The 19,348-nt window shown below is 39.9% G+C and carries 24 protein-coding genes; 6 read left to right on the top strand and 18 right to left on the bottom strand.

Features of this window, described 5'->3' with window-relative positions:
• Positions 1 to 181 precede the first annotated feature (181 nt).
• Both FIU87_RS02980 and FIU87_RS02975 read left to right on the top strand, forming a co-directional pair.
• Positions 182 to 1,441 (top strand): MFS transporter, encoded by a 1,260-nt coding sequence (locus FIU87_RS02980; protein WP_152446387.1) that lies wholly within the window; start codon positions 182 to 184, stop codon positions 1,439 to 1,441.
• Between the two features lie 442 nt (positions 1,442 to 1,883).
• On the top strand, positions 1,884 to 2,084 hold the full coding sequence (locus FIU87_RS02975) for a hypothetical protein (protein WP_152443213.1): 201 nt from the start codon (positions 1,884 to 1,886) through the stop codon (positions 2,082 to 2,084).
• 172 nt (positions 2,085 to 2,256) lie between these two features.
• Here the strand turns inward: FIU87_RS02975 and FIU87_RS02970 are convergent, their stop codons facing one another.
• From FIU87_RS02970 to FIU87_RS02935, 8 genes are all read right to left on the bottom strand, one after another.
• Complete coding sequence (locus FIU87_RS02970; protein WP_152443212.1) at positions 2,257 to 3,219, bottom strand: tRNA dihydrouridine synthase; 963 nt, start codon at positions 3,217 to 3,219, stop codon at positions 2,257 to 2,259.
• Between the two features lie 172 nt (positions 3,220 to 3,391).
• A complete protein-coding gene (locus FIU87_RS02965; RefSeq protein ID WP_152443211.1) occupies positions 3,392 to 4,642 on the bottom strand; it encodes an MFS transporter in 1,251 nt (416 codons plus the stop codon).
• A 407-nt stretch (positions 4,643 to 5,049) separates the two neighbouring features.
• Positions 5,050 to 5,907 (bottom strand): DUF6671 family protein, encoded by an 858-nt coding sequence (locus FIU87_RS02960; protein WP_152443210.1) that lies wholly within the window; start codon positions 5,905 to 5,907, stop codon positions 5,050 to 5,052.
• 16 nt (positions 5,908 to 5,923) lie between these two features.
• On the bottom strand, positions 5,924 to 6,403 hold the full coding sequence (locus FIU87_RS02955; protein ID WP_152443209.1) for a carbonic anhydrase: 480 nt from the start codon (positions 6,401 to 6,403) through the stop codon (positions 5,924 to 5,926).
• Positions 6,404 to 6,417: 14 nt separating this feature from the next.
• Positions 6,418 to 7,425 carry a sodium-dependent bicarbonate transport family permease gene (locus tag FIU87_RS02950; RefSeq protein ID WP_152443208.1) on the bottom strand — a complete coding sequence of 336 codons (1,008 nt, stop codon included), beginning with the start codon at positions 7,423 to 7,425 and terminating at the stop codon, positions 6,418 to 6,420.
• Positions 7,426 to 7,563: 138 nt separating this feature from the next.
• Complete coding sequence (locus FIU87_RS02945) at positions 7,564 to 7,929, bottom strand: Na-translocating system protein MpsC family protein (protein ID WP_152443207.1); 366 nt, start codon at positions 7,927 to 7,929, stop codon at positions 7,564 to 7,566.
• A 288-nt stretch (positions 7,930 to 8,217) separates the two neighbouring features.
• Positions 8,218 to 9,588 carry a 23S rRNA (uracil(1939)-C(5))-methyltransferase RlmD gene (gene rlmD, locus FIU87_RS02940; RefSeq protein ID WP_152443206.1) on the bottom strand — a complete coding sequence of 457 codons (1,371 nt, stop codon included), beginning with the start codon at positions 9,586 to 9,588 and terminating at the stop codon, positions 8,218 to 8,220.
• 74 nt (positions 9,589 to 9,662) lie between these two features.
• Positions 9,663 to 9,851, bottom strand: a complete 189-nt coding sequence (locus FIU87_RS02935; RefSeq protein ID WP_152443205.1) for a hypothetical protein — start codon at positions 9,849 to 9,851, stop codon at positions 9,663 to 9,665.
• Positions 9,852 to 9,995: 144 nt separating this feature from the next.
• On the opposite strand from FIU87_RS02935, the gene FIU87_RS02930 reads away from it, so the two are divergent.
• Complete coding sequence (locus FIU87_RS02930; protein WP_152443204.1) at positions 9,996 to 10,190, top strand: hypothetical protein; 195 nt, start codon at positions 9,996 to 9,998, stop codon at positions 10,188 to 10,190.
• A 75-nt stretch (positions 10,191 to 10,265) separates the two neighbouring features.
• Here FIU87_RS02930 and FIU87_RS02925 read toward each other — a convergent pair whose 3' ends face one another.
• The 6 genes from FIU87_RS02925 to FIU87_RS02900 all read right to left on the bottom strand — a co-directional run bounded on the left by FIU87_RS02925 (position 10,266) and on the right by FIU87_RS02900 (position 13,515).
• Positions 10,266 to 10,835, bottom strand: coding sequence for a class I SAM-dependent methyltransferase (locus FIU87_RS02925; protein ID WP_152443203.1), 570 nt, complete (start codon positions 10,833 to 10,835; stop codon positions 10,266 to 10,268).
• A 69-nt stretch (positions 10,836 to 10,904) separates the two neighbouring features.
• A complete protein-coding gene (locus FIU87_RS02920) occupies positions 10,905 to 11,462 on the bottom strand; it encodes a GNAT family N-acetyltransferase (protein ID WP_152443202.1) in 558 nt (185 codons plus the stop codon).
• Positions 11,463 to 11,474: 12 nt separating this feature from the next.
• The gene (locus FIU87_RS02915) at positions 11,475 to 11,867 is read right to left on the bottom strand and encodes a VOC family protein (protein ID WP_152443201.1); all 393 of its coding nucleotides are present in this window, start codon (positions 11,865 to 11,867) and stop codon (positions 11,475 to 11,477) included.
• Positions 11,868 to 11,877: 10 nt separating this feature from the next.
• Entirely contained in the window at positions 11,878 to 12,261 is a 384-nt protein-coding gene (locus FIU87_RS02910) for a nuclear transport factor 2 family protein (protein WP_152446386.1), read from the bottom strand.
• Between the two features lie 29 nt (positions 12,262 to 12,290).
• The gene (locus tag FIU87_RS02905; RefSeq protein WP_152443200.1) at positions 12,291 to 12,833 is read right to left on the bottom strand and encodes a flavodoxin family protein; all 543 of its coding nucleotides are present in this window, start codon (positions 12,831 to 12,833) and stop codon (positions 12,291 to 12,293) included.
• Between the two features lie 166 nt (positions 12,834 to 12,999).
• Entirely contained in the window at positions 13,000 to 13,515 is a 516-nt protein-coding gene (locus FIU87_RS02900; protein WP_152443199.1) for a hypothetical protein, read from the bottom strand.
• A 167-nt stretch (positions 13,516 to 13,682) separates the two neighbouring features.
• Between FIU87_RS02900 and FIU87_RS02895 the strand changes: the two genes are divergently transcribed.
• The gene (locus FIU87_RS02895; RefSeq protein WP_152443198.1) at positions 13,683 to 14,417 is read left to right on the top strand and encodes a class I SAM-dependent methyltransferase; all 735 of its coding nucleotides are present in this window, start codon (positions 13,683 to 13,685) and stop codon (positions 14,415 to 14,417) included.
• Between the two features lie 106 nt (positions 14,418 to 14,523).
• On the opposite strand, the gene FIU87_RS02890 is transcribed toward FIU87_RS02895, so the two are convergent.
• Positions 14,524 to 14,895 carry a winged helix-turn-helix transcriptional regulator gene (locus FIU87_RS02890; RefSeq protein WP_152443197.1) on the bottom strand — a complete coding sequence of 124 codons (372 nt, stop codon included), beginning with the start codon at positions 14,893 to 14,895 and terminating at the stop codon, positions 14,524 to 14,526.
• A gap of 205 nt (positions 14,896 to 15,100) precedes the next feature.
• Between FIU87_RS02890 and FIU87_RS02885 the strand changes: the two genes are divergently transcribed.
• Together FIU87_RS02885 and FIU87_RS02880 are read left to right on the top strand one after the other, a co-directional pair.
• The gene (locus FIU87_RS02885; RefSeq protein WP_152443196.1) at positions 15,101 to 16,315 is read left to right on the top strand and encodes an MFS transporter; all 1,215 of its coding nucleotides are present in this window, start codon (positions 15,101 to 15,103) and stop codon (positions 16,313 to 16,315) included.
• Positions 16,316 to 16,526: 211 nt separating this feature from the next.
• Positions 16,527 to 17,075 carry a nitroreductase family protein gene (locus tag FIU87_RS02880; RefSeq protein WP_152443195.1) on the top strand — a complete coding sequence of 183 codons (549 nt, stop codon included), beginning with the start codon at positions 16,527 to 16,529 and terminating at the stop codon, positions 17,073 to 17,075.
• Between the two features lie 740 nt (positions 17,076 to 17,815).
• Here FIU87_RS02880 and FIU87_RS02875 read toward each other — a convergent pair.
• From FIU87_RS02875 to FIU87_RS02865, 3 genes are read right to left on the bottom strand one after another with little or no spacing between them, the layout of a single operon-like run.
• Entirely contained in the window at positions 17,816 to 18,010 is a 195-nt protein-coding gene (locus FIU87_RS02875; RefSeq protein WP_152443194.1) for a transcription initiation factor TFIIIB, read from the bottom strand.
• Positions 18,011 to 18,070: 60 nt separating this feature from the next.
• Positions 18,071 to 18,673 (bottom strand): GNAT family N-acetyltransferase, encoded by a 603-nt coding sequence (locus FIU87_RS02870; protein ID WP_253905495.1) that lies wholly within the window; start codon positions 18,671 to 18,673, stop codon positions 18,071 to 18,073.
• 34 nt (positions 18,674 to 18,707) lie between these two features.
• Positions 18,708 to 19,085 carry a nuclear transport factor 2 family protein gene (locus tag FIU87_RS02865; protein ID WP_152443193.1) on the bottom strand — a complete coding sequence of 126 codons (378 nt, stop codon included), beginning with the start codon at positions 19,083 to 19,085 and terminating at the stop codon, positions 18,708 to 18,710.
• Positions 19,086 to 19,348 lie beyond the last annotated feature (263 nt).

The raw sequence follows: 19,348 nt of genomic DNA, 5'->3' as shown, positions 1-19,348 counted from the left end.
CGGTTCTCTCGTCCCTATTCCAATATACCGCGCGAAAATAGTTGAAAAATCACAAACGCTTAAAAACCCTTCTAAACCAACATCAAATTTAAAATTCAACAAACGTTTGTTTGAAAATTATTTTCTTGCCAAAATAAATAATGGGACGAGGTACCTGTCCCTCCGACCCATATGGTATGATATTGAGGTTGTTTTACCTACTACATTAGGCATTTTTCAGCTCAGAAAAGAGGTACTTATGCATTCTGATAAATTAACACGGCAACATTGGTTGCTCATTTTCACTCTTTCTTTATTAACCTTTGTTCTTGGGACAAGTGAGTTTGTTATTGTGGGGATATTAACGGATGTCTCCTCAAGTCTTTCGATTTCCAATGCCAAAGCAGGTACGCTTGTTTCTGCCTTTGCCATTACATTTGCTATTGCCACACCGATTGTGATGTCCGCAACAAGTCATTTTCCAAAACGGAAATGGATGTTGTTTCTAATAGGAGCTTTCATCATTTTTAATGCATTGTGCGCCGTTTCAACCTCCTATGCGATGCTGCTTCTCTTTAGAATTTTGACGGCAATTGTGACAGGAGTGCTAATCTCACTAGCTATGATCGTGGCAAGTGAAACCATGCCGGCAGCTAAACGCGGACTTGCGATTTCTTTTGTGTTCGGTGGGTTTACCCTTGCGAACGTCGTGGGTGTTCCGATTGGGACGGTCGTGGCATCTTGGTTTGGGTGGAATTCTACGTTCATGCTGACTACAATACTCGGAGTGTTGGCATTTTTGTCTTCCTATTTTGTATTACCTAGCAAGTTAAGCCAGGTTCGAAGCTCAATCAAGGATCAGTTCTCGCTGTTAACCAATCCGCGCATCCTGATTGCCTTTTTCATTCCCGCGCTCGGATTTGGAGCAACCTACGTCGTCTTTACGTATCTAGTTCCAATCCTAAAAGGAATGGGAGCACCAACCTATTCCATTAGCTTGATTCTTTTCGCTTACGGTTTTATCTCGATTTTCAGCAATATCATGGCAGGTAAAATCGCTAGCCATAACGCAATCGGCCGCCTTCGATTTGTGTTTCTTATACAGGCAGCTGTTCTGATATGTTTATTTTGGACAACCCATCATTTCGGGTTGGGTCTTGTAAATATCGGATTGATGTCGTTTATGGCTATTCTATTAACCACATCCACACAGCTTTACCTGATAGACCTTGCGAAAATCTATCAGCCTACAGCAACCGGACTCGCCGCCTCTCTCATGCCGGTGGCTAGTAACGTCGGCATCGGGCTTGGGTCCGCACTAGGAGGGGTCGTGTACCATCAAGTTGGGCTCATTCATGTCACTTGGGTTGGTGGCATAGTTGCGGTCGGTGCGAGTCTTCTTACGTTTTTAAGTTATTATTTGGATCGGAGAGCGGATAGAGAGGACTTGCACGCCAATTGAGTAACAAAGCCGAGAATACATGGTATTCTCGGCTTTGTTTGGATTGTGGGGCGTTGTGGTTTCAAGGTTTGTGTATGTAAAATTCAATTGAATCTGAAATTCAGCCATATGGAGTTAACGGATTTTTAGTTAAGCTTGTAGCTATTGATAAAGGTGGAAGTGTTTTAAACTATACAATAAAATGGTTTGATAAGGATACAGCAGCATAATTTACTAAAAATAAATCTAATTGTAAAAGCTTAAAATCAGTTAGAAAACTGGATCGATGATGGAAGTGATCTAGCTCAAAGTACAATTAAAACTAAATTAAATTCTTTATTACGAGCAGCAGGAGTAACAGCTACATATTCATTACCTATTGCTGATGCAATTGCAAGAACTATTACCTGGTTAACACTTTAATTCTTATCAATTCTTCAGAAAGAAAGGATAGTGTTATTTCATGAGAAAAATTTATGAGTATATATCCATCGACGAAAAAAAAGAAGTGGTTGAAAAACTAAAAGTAGACTTAAAAGAATTAGAACAAGAACTAAATCAAAATAAGGATTCCTTTTCAAATTTTATCTGCGAAATATTGTATAGTACACGGGATAAATGGCATTTAGAAATTGAAGAATTAGAAAATGAAATAAAAAGCTAATATACTTTTTTCTTCGCTTCAAACTATAATACGAGCTATCTAGCCTTCGTCACTTTTAGGTAGCAAGGTTATCCTTTGGTTACCACTTCCCCAATAATTACTAAAAGCATCGGGAACGACCCGATGCTTCTTCATTGTAGAGTTCTATTAACTATTGTATTGCACTGTCCCATCAACTTTCATTATCAAAGCTGTCAAGCAACGCCCGCACCTCAACCGTTGATTTCGTATTCATCAATTGATTTCGCAGCTCTCCAGCCCCTCGAAACCCTTTAACATAAATTTTGAAAAAGCGGTGAAGCTTGGAGATGGAGCGTGGTACTATCTCCGCATAATGATCCTGAAGGTCCAGCTGTAATCTTAAGAGATCAAGATATTCCTTACTGGTGTGCTCCCTTGGTTCTTTTTCAAAAGCAAACGGATTTTGAAAGATGCCTCGTCCGATCATCACGCCATCAATGCCATATTTTTCAGCAAGCTCTTGCCCTTTTTGAAGGTCAGGGATGTCGCCGTTGATGGTCAACAAAGTCTCCGGTGCAATGCGGTCACGTAAATCCTTGATTTCCGGAATCAGCTCCCAATGCGCATCCACTTCGCTCATTTCTTTTCTTGTCCGCAAATGAATAGAAAGATTCGCAATATCCTGTTCTAGAATATGCTTTAGCCACTCCTTCCACTCGTCTACTTCTGTAAAGCCAAGTCGTGTTTTCACGCTAACCGGTAGTCCGCCTGCTTTAGCGGCTTGAATCAGTTCTGCCGCAACATCCGGACGGAGAATCAGGCCACTTCCCTTTCCACGCGTTGCCACGTTCGGGACAGGGCAGCCCATGTTAATATCAATTCCTTTAAAACCAAGCTCCGCCATCCCAATACTCATGCGACGGAAATACTCAGGATTATCGCCCCATATATGCGCCACCATTGGTTGTTCTTCTTCAGTAAAAAGTAAACGGCCTCGCACACTGTCCTTACCCTCTGGATGACAATAGCTATCCGAATTCGTAAACTCAGTAAAAAACACATCAGGACGACCGGCTTTCCTTACTACTGTACGAAAAACCACATCTGTAACATCCTCCATCGGTGCCAATACAAAAAATGGTCGCGGTAAATCACGCCAAAAATTATCTATCATGACTAACTTCAATCCTCTCACTATGGTACAACTTCAAACTCCCGAAAAAATCAGTGAATCAATTCTTTTACACTTATATCATGGTTTGTAGCTTGGAAGCAAGGGGGGACAGCTTCCAATTTTGATATAGTGCATGATAGCCTAATTTGAAAAAGGTGAGGTGACGGTGAAATCATAAAGTCCCTTTTACATTCCGTTTCTCGCCAGCACGCTTCTCCCTAATAAACATCACCCCAATAATACCAAAAATAGCGAAGATTACCGGAGTAATAAACCCGTAGTAGTAACCATCACTAATACTCCCTTGAAAATGATCTAAAGTAAAGCCAATAATACTCGGCAGCAAGACTGCACTTAAAAATCCACCCGTATTCGCAAACCCAGTCACAATGCCCGTTTCTGTTAGAGGAAACGTTTGACGAACCACTGCAAAGGTTAAGGAATTCGAGCCAAATCCAAAGCCGATGATAAAGAATAGGATAACTAGTAAGTAAAATGGTGGATGCTCTTTAAATAGCAAAAAGCTGCACCAACACAATAAAACGATTATATGAAAAACAATATAGGGCCGCTTAATCGTTTCTAAATAACTTGAAATCCAACCAATTAGTGGTGCCCCGATCAGTGCTCCAATCAGGCTAATCATAATAAGCTGGCTTGCATCTAATCGTGTCACTCCATACACATCCATTACATATGGCACTGCCCACGAACCGATAAATCCTATATATCCTCCGACAATCCCAAAGTGACAAAAGAATAATGCCCAGGCCTGTCGGTTTGAAAGTATCCTTCTTAGTAAAACGGATGTTTTTTCACGGTGTATGATTGGCGCTACAACTAACGACTGCTGTGAATTTTTTACAAGTACAAAATAAAGAAAAATACTTAATAAACATAAGAGTACTCCAGCTGCAAGAAATGCGCCTCTCCAACCAAGTAAGACAATCAATGTAGAGAAAGGAACGGTTGCCAAAAGGAAACCAAGGCTTCCTGTCATTCCTGCAAAACCAATCAATCTAGTAAATTCCTTTTCATTAAACCATTGACTTAAAATCAACACCATATTAACCCAGATGGTCGCATCCCCTATACCCGTAAGTATCCTAGCAAAAAACAGAACAGATTCATGTGTACCATAGCTATATATGATGGTTCCTGTCCCTGTAAGAGCCGTTCCGATAATAAGTAGAAAATTAGGCCCATATCGATCAGCCAACATCCCCATCGGAACCTGCAAACCAGTGTAGACAAAAAATTGAATGCTTGTCACTAACCCCACCGTTGCTGCTGTCACGCCAAAATCCACCATCAACTGGTCTGTAATTAACCCTGGAGCCGTTCGCTGGCTCGACATGATCAAATATGTAAACAATACAGAAGTAAAAATAACCCACCGAAATTTACTATTTTGTTTGTCCAAGGTCATCTACTCCTGTTAGCTTTTATCTTATATATATGAGGTTTACAAAAGTGTAGAAGTGGGGCGAGGGAACGGTTCTTCTGGGGTCACTTGGACAACGATGGTGGGGTGCTCAAAATCCTTTAAAATTGAATCGGCATCAACTCGGGTGCTTTTGGCACGAACTCGGTGGTTTTTAGCACGAACTTGGGTCATTTCCGCATCAACTCTACTCATTTCGGCACGAACTTTTAATCTACCGACCTAAATCAAGCTAACATTTCTATTTATTACCTTTAACGCCTGCTATTTTGACTACAAATCTATTAAAATTTTTTAACACGCAAAAAAATCACTCTTCATTGTGTATTTTTGTACAAAAAAACACCTTTCCTATAAAAATTAGAAAGGTGTTTTCATCTTTAGAATTATGGGTTACAGAAAGGACAATTGGATGGATTAGCAAACTTATTACCGTTAGGATAGAACTTTTCTTCAGACACTCCGCAATTCTTACACTTATAAATATCTGATTTTATTTGTTCTGTTTTTAATCCACAGTGACTACATAATAGCCCCTTTTTCCTTTCCACCACTTCATAGCCAGGGTAAGAGCAGCTAGAGCAGACATGATAAATCTTTCTTATCAAATTATTAGTAGCGGCCTTTATATTTTTCATTCTTGTTGGATTGTATAATGCACGCATATCTGTTTCCATGCAAATTTCATCTGTACTACATTTTTTCAGCATATATTCCAATGCTTCTTCTAATTTGTCCTTTGAATGTATCCCTTTTATTAGTTCGTTTTTTCTTCTTATGATTATGGCATGATCAGGGAATCCAACTGCTTCACAAAACTCGTAAGCTTCTTGATAATTTTTTATTTGCGTTTGTTTATAATTTGTTTCGGTTGTGATGGCTTCACCAAAAATTTCAAATTTATTTTCTTTATCCATCAAGAACACGATCTCACGATTAAAAGGAATCCAAGGTACTGAAGGGTGCGGACCAAAAACGCCTTCACTAGATATAGCAAGTGTCTCTCCTGACAAATGCAAGGCACGTTCCGCTTTGTATTTAGTAGCCTCTAATTGATTTCCCTTTCTTTCAATCTCGAGAGTAAATGTTCCAAATTGATCGGTATCAAAATTCATTGGAACCTGTACTTTTATGCCAAGCATTTCCTCTAAAATGGGGGAGATGACCTTTTCTTTATGATGCATCGTAGCCAACAAACCGGTTCTTTGACCAAAAAAGGAAAAAATAACCTCTTTTTCGTTCATATGACTCCCCCTAATATTAGACAGAATGATAAGCTCCTGTTTCCGGATCAGCAATATAAGCATGGACTGGTAAAGTACTTGGAATTAATGGATGACCTTTAATAAAATCTATATTCTTCTTCATGACATCCATTACTTCTTTTGGCCCTTCTAACCATTTTATTACGTCGTGATTTACTACATCAATGTAATTAATGGTGTTTATGACCCTCTCCGACACGCCTGCTTCTTTTATCTTACCTAAAAATTCCTCATCATTAAATTTACATTCTATACTCTCTTTTTCTCTAATTATATAGATTTCCTCTATTTGCTCATTGTATATCGCTAGAATAATACTTCTAATCAAGCAGCCATAAGGTTGGGAAATGACCGCTCCAAAGCTATTCAAAATGAACAAATCTTCTTGCTTTTTCTTTGTTATAACTGGGAATAAAGGATAGATTTCTGTTGTGACACCAGTTATTATTAATGCTTTTTTCGATACATTTGACATGAATTTTTCCTCCCTTATTGTATCCATTTTGCCATTTCAAAATAGACAGGTATTCCTATAATTAAGTTGAATGGAAAAGTAACGCCTAAAGATAAGCCCAAATAGATGGAGGGATTTGCTTCTGGTACAGAAGTTTTAAGTGCTGCTGGTGCAGCAATGTACGACGCACTCCCAGCTAATACTCCCATTAATGTAACTCCGCCTAAAGATAAGCCTACGAAATTACCTACTAGAACCCCTAAGCTACCAAACAATAGTGGAGTAGTTACACCAAAAATCAGCAAGGGAAGTCCGTGTTGTTTTACCTCAGGTAGTCGTTTCCCTACTAGTAATCCCATATTTAAGAGGAACAGAATTAAAACACTGCTGTATAAGTCGATAAATAAAGGTTTAACCATTGGAAGGGCCTGTTCACCAAGGATCCACCCTATGAACAAACTACCCATGAGAAGCAAGATACTTTTTCCAAAAATACTTTCCCTCAGCACTTCTTTATCTAGGAATGTAGTGGATGAAGGGATAATCCCCATACTTTGGGTGGAATATATCGGTAAATCTTTATTACTTTCTAATATTCTTAATAACAGAAAGGAAACTAATATTGCTGGGCTTTCCATTAATACTACTATTGCATTCATGAAACTTTCATAAGATGTCCCACTCTTATTTAGAAAGGCAATGGCAGCTCCATAAGTAACAATACTAACAGAGCCATAGGTGGCTGCTAATCCAATGGAGTTTTTCAAATCCATCTTTATCAGTTTCAAGATAAACAAAGTAATGATTGGAATGACTGCTCCTAAAAATAATGCCCCAAGGATAGGCGCCCAAACAGATTCAATCGAATAATTTGAAAGTTCAATTCCTCCTTTAATCCCGATCGCAATTAATAAATAAATGCTTAACCCTTCACTTAAACCAGCCGGAAATTTCAAATCAGATTTAAACATTGCAGCAATTATCCCTAAAACGAAAAACAATACAACTGGTGATAATAAATTTTGAACTATTATTTCGCTCATTCAATATCCTCCTAACTTCTCCAATAAAAAAACCGACATTTTCAGCGTACGAGTGGCATGAAACCACTAATTCTGAAATGTCGGTTTATCTTCAACTAGCTCTAAAGCTATTTTTAGATCTCCCTATATTTACTTGTATTAGATTATCGTTTTCTCGTAATCATGAAGTAATTTAAATACCATCACTCGTTCTCCTGTACGAGAACTTATATCCGTATGAAAACTTTTTACTTTTTCTCCTGTGATGGTAAAAATTATCTCTTTAAGATTTTCCAAGCCGGACTCTACTAGCTCCGCACGAGTTTTCTTTATCGTTAACATTCCGTCTTTTGTCTCACAAACGGAGTACTCAGCTGGTGTTAACACGCCATGTAAATTTACAATGATCATATCCCTTAATATATCAGACTTCACAGAAACAGAACCCCGACCAAGATAGTCTTTTTCCCACTGCGTAATTGCCTTACTTATTTCTGACTCAATAGAACCCTTCGACTTTTTCATTAGTATATTTTCCCCCTTGAACAAAAAATCGGTGTATCCTTAATGATTTTAAGGAATACACCGATTTACTTTATTATTACCTTTTACTTTTTAAGAAATACTTTTTCATACAGCCAAATAATTATTTAACGGCATGCTAAAGCTATCTAATTTCAGCAAAAAATAAAAATAAAATCTCTCGAATATAAATTTATAATAAAATTACCTTAATTCTATAATTATGTCAATACTAAAAATTTGCACCTTGTTAAAATACATTTATTGAAAACAAGTATTTGGTCGCAATTTTTATTTTATGATTAAGTGCGCCACACACTCCACATGAGTTGTCTGCGGAAACATATCCACCGGCTGTACTTCTACAGTCTTATATCCCCCGTCTTCTAGCACTCGTAGGTCACGGGCAAGTGTCGCCGGGTTACAAGATACATACACCACACGCTTTGGCTTCATTTCAAGAATCGTTTGAAGCAATGCGTCGTCACAGCCTTTACGCGGTGGGTCCACCACTAGCACGTCTGCTGTGTTTCCTTCCTTATACCACTTCGGAATCACAACTTCTGCTTCGCCAACGGCAAATTCCGCATTGGTAATTCCGTTCAGCTCTGCATTACGCTTGGCATCTTCAATCGCTTCTGGGACGATTTCGACTCCGAACACCTTTCGAGCTTTTTGAGCCAGGAACAGAGAAATCGTTCCGATGCCACAATAGGCGTCTATGACACTCTCTTCGCCGGTCAAATCAGCATATTCCAAGGCTTTTTCATACAGTACCTTCGTTTGCTCTGGATTCACCTGATAAAAAGAGCGTGCTGAAATTGCGAACTTAATGTCGCCGATGAAGTCGTAGATGTACTCGTTGCCCCATAGCACGCGGGTCTCGTCACCAAAAATGACGTTTGTTTTCTTCGTATTCACGTTTTGCACAACTGACTTCACTTCCGGAAGTGCCGCGGTGATTTCTTCCACAATTAGCTTGCGGTTTGGAATATCAGGAGTCCTCGTGATGAGCACAATCATCACTTCCCCAGTAACAAGTCCGTAACGTGCCATCACATGCCTGAGCACACCTTTATGTGTTTTTTCATTATAGGCACGAACGCCATGCTTGTCGCAGATTTCACGAACAGTCTGGACAACACGATCATTGATTTCCTGCTGGATGATGCATTCCTTCATGTCGATGATTTCGTGGCTGCGCTGCTGATAAAAGCCGGCAATGAGGCCGCCTTCGTGTTCGCCGATTGGAACCTGGGCCTTGTTGCGGTAGCGCCAAGGATTGTGGTCCATGCCGAGTACCGGGTGAACCGGCACGTCTTTTAGATGCCCGATGCGCTCAAGCACATCCTTGACCTGCTTTTGCTTGGCAACGAGCTGGCCTTCATAGCTTAAGTGCTGAAGCTGGCAGCCGCCGCATTGCTTGTAGATTGGGCAGGGTGCGTCGACTCGGTAAGGGCTTGGCTTATAGATCTCTTCAAGCCGCCCAAATCCGTACCCTTTTTTCACCTTGATGACTTTAATTTTTACTTCCTCATCAGGCAGGGCATTTTGGACGAAAATCGGAAAACCGTTTATTTTTGCTACGCCGGCACCGTCGTGGGTCAGGTCTTGGACGGTGACATTGTAAGATTCATTTTTTTGAACAGGTAGATCTGTCATATCATTTCTCTTCCTTCACGTTAAAATCGCTGTTCCGATTGTACCACATGCAGGAAGGCCGTGCCAGTTGAGGGTTAATCCATATTCCGAACGACAAGGTAGGCAATTAAGCCGAGTGGGCCCGTTGCTAACACAATTAGTGCCCACAAGCAGCCAATGTTCGTGCCGTGCTTGTCTCTCGCATCCACAAACACCCAAAACAAAATCACATAACTAACGAAATAAAAAAATGGAATGATGAAAAACAATAACGAACCATCCATCTTACTATCCCTCCCCTTCTTCCTTTCTATCACAATTACGGTTTGGGGCTAGAATATGTTTCAATTCACAACTAAAAAATAACAAAGTTTACCAACTTTTTATGATAATATAAACATAGATTCATAATGAGGAGAGGTTGCCAAATGACCATTGCCGCTTTTTTAATTATTGCATGGGTGCTAAGCTGGTTCGGATTTAACCGCTTGTTTGTAAAAGCTATTCAGGAGTTATTTAATAAGGAAGTATCGAGCGCGAGCTATTATTTTATCTTTTTCTGCATCGGCGTGATTGGGGATTTGATTTTGTTTTTTAGAGGGCAGTATCCGTTTGATATTTGAGTGGGGAAGCCATTGAGTTGAGTAACATAAACCTGTGCTTGACTCTGATTTGCACCACCAAGCACAGGTTCTTCTTCACATACTTTCATTCTTATAAGCATCCAAAATCAACGAAGGACTCGCTAGCTTCTCTCCTTGGTTTCTAGGATCATATTTTTTCGAGCGAAAAATAACACCTTCCGCTCCATCCCAGTCGTTCTGGTGAAACTCACCATAATCATCGCAGTATTCAAGCAGCTTCACCTCGTACCCTGCATCTTCAAACAATGTTGTGAGTGTTTTATAGTTGTGCACAATTTTATGACTGGCAGCTGGATGATCGGGATCACCAGGTCCACCTACTTTTACAATGTGTTGGTAGGTCTCGTCAGGAAAATAACCATCCGGGACGGCACAACGAATGTAGCCACCTGGTGTAAGATATTTTTTACATATGGTTGCCGCTGCAAGCCCCTCTTCGTAGGAAAGATGCTCCCAAACATGTTCTGCCAAGATAGCTGCGATGGAATTCTCCTCAAATCTGTTTTGCCACGTCTTTTCGTCAAGTAAGTTCAATTCTTCTTCCTGTGTGTGGAGCCAGCCTGGGTTATTGTTATACTCTCCTGCTCCGATTACTAGCTTGATATCTTTTTGCTTGATGTTCATGCATTTCGCCTCCTTTTCACTATTTCCACAAAAAGAAGCACCAATCCTCTTTTCGATTGGTGCTTCTTGTTATCTCGTCATTCCATACACACAAGTATCCCGCAGCTCTCCGTTTACATCGCGGTCGTTATTTTTCAAAATCCCCTCAAGTGTGTAGCCTGCTCTTTCAGCAACCCCGCGACTTTTTGCGTTGTTGGAGTCACAGCGAATCTCCACACGTTTGGCTTGAAGTTCATCAAATGCGAAACGGCTGATTCCTTCTACTGCTTCGGTGATGTAGCCCTTACCGCTAAAACGAGAATCTACCCAATAGCCTATCTCAAATTTCGGGATGGACCAATCGATGCGATGCAAGCCTGATGATGCCACGAATTCCCCGGTCTCTTTTAAAAAAACGAGCAATCGTAAATCCTTGCGTTGTAAAAATTGGGCGTGGCTTTCTCGGATGTTTGCCTCTACTTCTTCTAGGGACTGCTCGCGTTGGGCAAAAATCATCCATGGCTGCAAGTCAACTAGAGAGGTATGAATGGCGTTATGTACCACCGCACCATCTCCTGGCAACGGCATTCTAATGAGCAGCCTTTCTGTTGTAAACTCTGCTGGGAATTCTTTTAAAATTGGGTTCATCCTTGTCGCTCCCTACCCTAAGTCACTCTGTTCTACATTAAATTCAATCAGATTGTGAGAAGGATCCATGCAGAAAATCTGCGCAAAGCCGCTCTTTCCGGTGCGCTTGTCCAGTACTTCCACACCTTGTTTTTTCAAATAGGCGAGCGTTTCATGATAATCCTTCACACGAATGGCAAAATGGCCATCCCTGCTGTCTAACTTTTCGCTATGTCGAAGTGTCATGGCCTCTTTATTTTCAATCAGATGAAGCTGAGCACTTCCAACCTGATACCACGCACCGGGAAAATCAAAATTCGGCCGCTCGATTTCTGGGAATCCAAGTACCGTACCATAGAAATGGCGGCATGCATCGATATCGGTGACGGATAGGCTGATGTGATGGAAGTCTTTGAGCTTTATCATGGAATCACTCCTATTCCTTAAATTCTTTAAGAACTTCGCTTAATTGCAGAGGCGATATGGTGCCCTGGTGAAAATATAATTGCCATCTGCCATTAATATGTTTCCATATAGAACTTCGTAACGTGTTGCGATTCCTGGTTTTATCTACAATAAAATAGGTAGATAAAACGACATCCGGTGCTAATGGATAAATTTCATAGTTATGTAGTGTCATTTCCGTCAACACGACTCCAGTTTCAAGGCATTCTTTTCTATCAAACATATACCCTGAACTGCCAATTTCAAAGAACTCGTCTGCAAGAATCTCCGCTAGCTTTTCACGACTTCTGCGCACTTTTAAGCCTGTGTGACTTTCTTCTAATTCTTTTAAATGTTCCTTTAAATTAGCTTCCATCATTTCAGCACCTTTATATAAAATTGTCTTTACCCAATCAAATCTCCGCGCAGCTGTTCCGCCTGAAACATCGCCGCTTTATCCTCGTAAATATCTCCCGGTTGATTTGCAGCACCAATAATGTATCCCTTGAACTCCATGCTCATGAATTCAAAGATGTACTTGAATTGCTCAATCATCGGAAGTCCTTTGATATAAGGCTTGTCGCCTCCGACAGCAATCACGTATGCTTCTTTGTTAGCCATGGTTGCCTTAAAATCTGGGAAAGCCGCATCCCTCATCGAATGGGACCAGCGATCCACAAAGTTTTTCATCGCGCCTGACATGCTGTACCAATAAATTGGCGTGGCAAAGATAATCGTATCGTGCTGTAGCACCCGCTCAATGACCGCATTGTAATCATCTCCTCTATCCTGAAAGCCCTGCTCATCATGACGCATATCAATAATCGGCAAAATGGAATAGTTGCGAAGATAGATCTCCTCGACTTCCACTCCTTCAATCGCATGCTTTGTTAGAATTTCGGTATTGCTTTTTTCACGTGTGCCTCCATAAATAACGGCAATAGACATATGTATCTTCCTTTCTTTTCTCCTCTTGGTTATAAGGGTGATTATATCATGTCTAGAGGGAAGAGTTGACTAGAGTGTTTTGACATCGATTGGTTTAACTAAAAAAAGGCTCTAGCTACAAGACGTAGATAAAGCCCTTTAGGATAGTAGTTATTCGGGAAAGCTATTAAAAAATGCTATCCTCTCGCCCTTCTAATTCTGGTTGAGTACCCTTGGTTTGTCTAATTACTTTTTCAATCATGTACTGATATCCATATAATACAGCGGCTAAAACTACTGTGATAAACCAGTACATGCTTGGGGACATCCTTTTTAATTTAAAGATTCCCACTTTTTTCAATGCACCACCATATGGGAAAATATTAAACCAATCTAACACGATGTTGGCAATCATAAATTTTAGAAAGGAACCGTATGTTAGCTTAAAAATCCACAGCGTTCCGATAAAGTGAGAACCTAAAATATATGTAAAATCTATTGGCGCATTCGGAAATAACGGACTGTTGTTTTTAAACCATTTTTTTTGATTCGCAATGACAGAAAAAACACTTATAACCAGGTTAGCAAAAGTCGCTACAGGCAAAAAACGGACAAAAGATTTTTTCCCTAAAAAAGGGGCAGTTAACCATGGAACGATTAAAACACTTAAAGAAATAATGGTTTTCGTTTTTTTGTTAGACATAGATATGCTCCTAAAACCTTATTTTACAGTTATTATTAACAGTTTTTAGAAAGACATGTACGATAAAATAACGCAATCCAGATGCGTTTGTTTACACCTGAAAATATTTACAATTTTTATGGTAAAATGGCTAAAGATTTAAGTATGGAAAAAGGGGAGATAGGTGCATGGAATTTAGGGGAGCAAGTGCATATGATCAGCAGGATTTTTTTGAGCAATTTTCAAAAAGAAGAGCGCGATCGGATAGTCCTAACAACGCGATTGAAGGGCCAATTATGGATGAGCTTATTGGCAATGTGGAACGCCAGCACATTTTAGATCTTGGCTGTGGGGATGCTGTTTTTGGCAAGGAATTGCTTGGACGAGGGGTCGCTTCCTACACAGGTGTCGAGGGATCTGCCCAAATGGCTGCAGCCGCAAAACGTCATTTGACAGAGGAAAACGGCAATATTCATCACGAAACAATGGAATCGTACTACTATCCACCTGGCACCTTTGACCTTGTTACCTCTCGATTGGCTATACATTATCTAGCGGATGTGGACGTATTGTTTCAGCAAATTTACCAAACGCTTAAGGCTGAGGGAAAGTTTGTGTTTAGCGTTCAGCATCCTCTTACTACCTCTTGCTTCGCTAGTAAAAAAACAGGTGACAAGCGCGGAAACTGGTTGGTGGATGACTACTTTCTTGAAGGCGAAAGAAAAGAACCCTGGATGGAACAAACGGTTGTCAAATATCACCGTACCACCGAGCATTATTTTTCCGCACTCACTAAGGCCGGATTTTCGGTACAAGCTTTGCGCGAGGGGACGCCTGAAAGGAAGCATTTTTCCAGTGATGAGGAGTATCTTAGAAGGCTACGAATTCCTGTCGTGTTGGTGTTTTGTTGTTGTAAGAATTAAAAGTGCATCAACTAAAATACAAGTTTAAACCTAAAAAACCGATTCCTTAAAGATAACAGGAATCGGTTTTTTTCTGTCTCATATAGTGCGGAAAAATAAATCACCCTTACTTTAGCTGATCATTCAACACGCTATCTGATAAAACAGAGAATTTATCTCCATATACTTTCGTTAAATGATTTTCACCCCAGGCACATAGTGAATCCAGGATTCCTTTTAAGCTTTGTCCATATTCACTGAGCTCGTATTCTACTTTTGGCGGAATTTGATTATGCACAATTCGATTGATAACACCATCTTCTTCTAGCTCGCGCAGCTGCTGGGTGAGCATTTTTTGTGTGATATTTGGCATCAGGCGCTTTAATTCGCTTGTTCGTAATTTACCGTGAGTTAGATGGCAAAGTATCACACATTTCCACTTTCCACCGATGACTTCTAATGTCGCTTCAACAGAAATATTGTACTTCTTTTTTTGCATACTTGTTCTCCTCCTTACAGGCACTAAAAAGTACCTATGTTACTTTTTAGTTACTATATAACTTAAAAGTGCGTACTTTTCATTATGGTTTATATATCTCATAATAACATTTGCCGGCCGGTTCACACTATACTTTCTTTTTCCATTATGATGAACCGAAATGAATGTTTCCATTTATAAAACCATAAAAAAAGGAGTCGATAATATGGCTTTGAGTAAAAAGCAAAGCACCCTAGCATTGCTAGCATTAGCAGTAAGTGCTTTTGCCATTGGAACAACTGAATTTATCAGTGTCGGGTTGCTTCCTCTTATTGCTGATGATTTGAATATACCAGTTACAACAGCGGGATTAACTGTTTCTTTATATGCTTTAGGAGTAACGTTTGGAGCTCCTATTTTAACTTCTTTAACATCAAATATGGCTCGCAAGACATTATTACTATGGATCATGGTTGTCTTTATCATTGGTAATACTATTGCTGCCTTTTCTACGACCATAGGGGTATTGCTCGTAGCACGAATAATTGCAGCATTTTCCCATGGTGTGTTCATGTCCATTGGATCCACAATCGCTGCCGATTTGGTTCCGGAAAATCGCAGAGCTAGTGCCATATCCATTATGTTTACAGGTCTAACTGTAGCTACCGTAACAGGTGTTCCATTTGGAACCTTTATTGGCCAGCAATTTGGGTGGAGAACAGCCTTTCTTGCCATCGTTATCATTGGTGTCATCGCCTTGATTGCCAATAGCATCCTTGTTCCAGCTAATCTACGAAAAGGAGCAAAAACGACCTTTGGAGATCAACTTAAGCTTGTAACAAATGGTCGACTATTGCTTTTATTTATCATTACAGCCTTAGGATATGGCGGAACTTTTGTCGTGTTTACCTTCATATCACCACTTCTACAGAACATTACTGGATTTAAAGAGGGAACGGTGGCTGTCATTTTATTAGCTTATGGAATAACGATTGCAATTGGAAATATGATTGGAGGTAAGTTATCCAACGAAAATCCCATTCGCGCCTTGTTCTATATGTTTATAGTCCAGGCAGTCGTCTTATTTGTATTGATGTTTACCGCACCATTTAAAATCTATGGACTAATCACCATTCTTTTAATGGGTTTATTAGCATTTATGAATGTGCCGGGCTTACAGGTATATGTTGTAATGCTAGCCGAGCGCTTTGTTCCTAGTGCAGTTGATGTGGCATCGGCAATAAATATTGCTGCATTTAATGCCGGAATTGCCATCGGCTCATATTTAGGTGGCATCATTACCGACTCAATAGGGCTTATCCATACTACCTGGATCGGGGCAATTATGGTATTGATGGCTTCCGTCTTAGCTGGAGTAAGCAGCGCTTTGGAACGTAAAGATCAGAGAGTAGATGGTGGGGCAAATACTTTGAGTGCATAAGACAGACCATGATAATGTACTTGAACTCCGAATGATCAAAGTGTAGAGAAGTTTTTTCTCTACACTTTTTTATGATGCTGCAGGTTACGATAAATCAGCATTACTTTCTTTTACCTTTCATAGACATGGTGATAGATATGGTTTAAAATTAGTAAGTGAGAATGATAATCATTACTACATAAACCTAAAGGTAACGGAAGGTGAAGATTCCATGGAAAAATCAAATTTAGCACAAATCATCCGCGATCGTCGTTCAATAAAAGCGGGATATACAGATAAAGAAGTGAAAGGAGAAACCGTACTAAAACTCTTAAACGATGCGGTGTGGGCACCAAATCACGGCTTGCGTGAGCCTTGGCGCTTTATCTTTGTATCGGCAGCTGAGAAAGAGGGCTTTGTGGAAAACTTGGTCAAAACCTTCCCAGCCGAGATGCAGGAAAACAGAAGAAATTACTTTAGCCAGCCTGCAGCATTCCTCATTGTCGTCATGAAAGAGGACCCTCGACAAAAGCAATGGGAAGAGAATTTTGGCGCTGTCAGCTCGCTTATTCAAAACTTCCAACTCCTTGCATGGGAACAGCAGCTTGGCGTAGTGTGGAAAACAAATCCCCACATCTATGATCCAAAAGTGCATCAACTGTTAGACGTAAAGCCGGGAGAAAAGGTGGTAGGATTTTTGCATTTGGGGTATTTCGATAAGATGCCACCGATGCGAGAGCGAACGCCTGCTGAGGTGAAATGGACGGTTTATAAGGGGTAAGTAATACTTTTTTGGTGCGTTTTTGTTTGATGTTAGTGGGTAGGGGAATATCTAATTTGATATTCCCCTATTTTAGTGCCTTGAACATTCATTCTAGCTTGTGATTGCGATACTTTTTTGGGTTATTGCGACACTTCTGGAAGTTATTGCAACACTTTTCTGGGTTATTGCGACACTTTTATGAGTTATTGCAACACTTTCCTCGGTTATTGCAACACTTCCGCCAATTATTGTGACACTCGACAATGTGATTTTGATTCTACCTATAAGGCATCAATTTGAACCTGAAGAGCAGTCCCCCCGCCTCGCTCTATCTACTCCCCACTTCTCTCTTTCAACAATCTAATAATTTCTCTATTTTGCCTAACCATTACAACCGAATTCTGTTTGATTTTGTAGATCCAGATGAGTACCAGAGCAACGATTATGATTGGTATTAAGTAAAATAATATTCCAAGTGAAATTAATGCCTCCATTTTAAAACTTCCTTTCGATTAAAAATCCAAATCTATCTTATTTTATTTTCCAATTCTTATATTCTTTTTTCTAGCTTTTTGCTTCTTTTGTCTGCTTCATATGCGCTGTAGAATGCGCCTGCTGCAAGTGTAAAGGCACACCATGTCCAGTACCATTCCATTTGAGCTACCCCCAACTTTTGCTAAGGATTTACTCTTCCAACGATGCCACTCCCAGCATAATTTAACGATAGTCCCGAATGCTCGCCACCTTTAGGTCACCTTTTAATAACGTGTATCTTTAAATTTCTCTGGCTTTTTCACATACCCTTCGATAATGAACCCACATTGGGTGCAAATCGTGTACTCAATATCAGAACCTAAACTCATTTTGTTTTTCGGTAACATCACACCATACCCTGAATGAATTCCTATTCCCAGTTCCTTCGCTCCGCATTTTGGACATTCTGTTGCTTTCATTTTGAGAACCTCCCTTTAATATCCTACTTGTATACGGATGGACTGGAAAATTGTTTCATTTTATTGGAAGCGAGCATCCCTTATTTTAAAATCGTTTTTAATCCTGCCCCATTCTTCTGTGGTAATGGAGTAAAGGACAGTATTTCTGATATAACCATTGGCTAGTATTTTTTCGTTCCTTAGAATTCCTTCTTTTGTGGCACCTAGTCTTTCTATCGCTTTTTGTGATCGAATATTTCTTTCATCTGTTTTAAATTGCACCCTAACAAAATTCAATTTTTCAAAACAATACTCTAATAATAAGTATTTACAATTTGAGTTAACAAAGGAGCGTTGAAAATCTTTTCCATACCATGTGGAGCCTATTTCACATGACCTATTCTTCGCATCAATCTCGTAAAGACGAGTTGTCCCAACAACTTTGTTCATTCCTTTCATTTCTACAATAAAAGGCAAAGCTAAGTTTTTCTTGCGAAGTTCTATTGCCGCCTCCACCCAATTTTGCATATCTTCCAAGGCGTCTACTTGACTTAGCATATAAGACCATATCTCAGGATGGTTAATGTCATAAAGATCTTTCGAGTGATATTGCTCCAATGGTTTTAGTATGATTTTTTCATTTTCCAACACCGGAAATGAGTGAAACATCTCATGATTCAACATGCTTTGCCCCCTCTTTTTTTGGTTTTAATGGAATTTACCGCTCTAGCTCAATATATTCCCTCAGCAGCTTCCACTGATCTCCTTCTTTTCGCCAAATAACCATACACTGTGCAGAAAAAGGCTGCCCGCTAATAACATTAGTCTCTCTTCCTACTACAATTTTTTCGGTAGCAGCGTTTCTTTCAGTGATGGAGTAGATTTCAAAGGATTTCTCGGCATCATTCATTTGTTCTAGTACACTATTAAGGTCATAGGAGTAATAGTAGGGGTCGGGCTGCGAGATTTTGGAGTGAGCCCAGTATCCAACAAACTCTCGCGACATAAAACTCCGAATACTGTCTCCATTTTTGCTCACAAATCCTTCATTCCAAGCTTTAAAGTAATCCTGGATCACATTTTCAATGCTTTTCATTACATTATCCACACTTTCTGTTATTTTTGGGGTATTGGTGGCATTTTACGATGATGAATCACCGTGAAGTTAGGAGAGTTGCGAGGGATTTTCATAATTCTCAGAAGTTATTGTGACACTTTTTGGATTGATTGTGACACTTTTCTGGGTTATTGTGACACTTTTCTGAGTTATTGTGACACTTTCCTAGGTTATTGCGACACTTTCCCAGGTTTTTGCGACACTTTCCCAGGTTTTTGCGACACTTCCTAATTGATATCCAA

This window comes from Bacillus sp. THAF10, from assembly GCF_009363695.1.
Lineage (GTDB): Bacteria > Bacillota > Bacilli > Bacillales > Bacillaceae_I > Sutcliffiella_A.
This window is presented reverse-complemented; position numbering and strand designations above follow the sequence as displayed.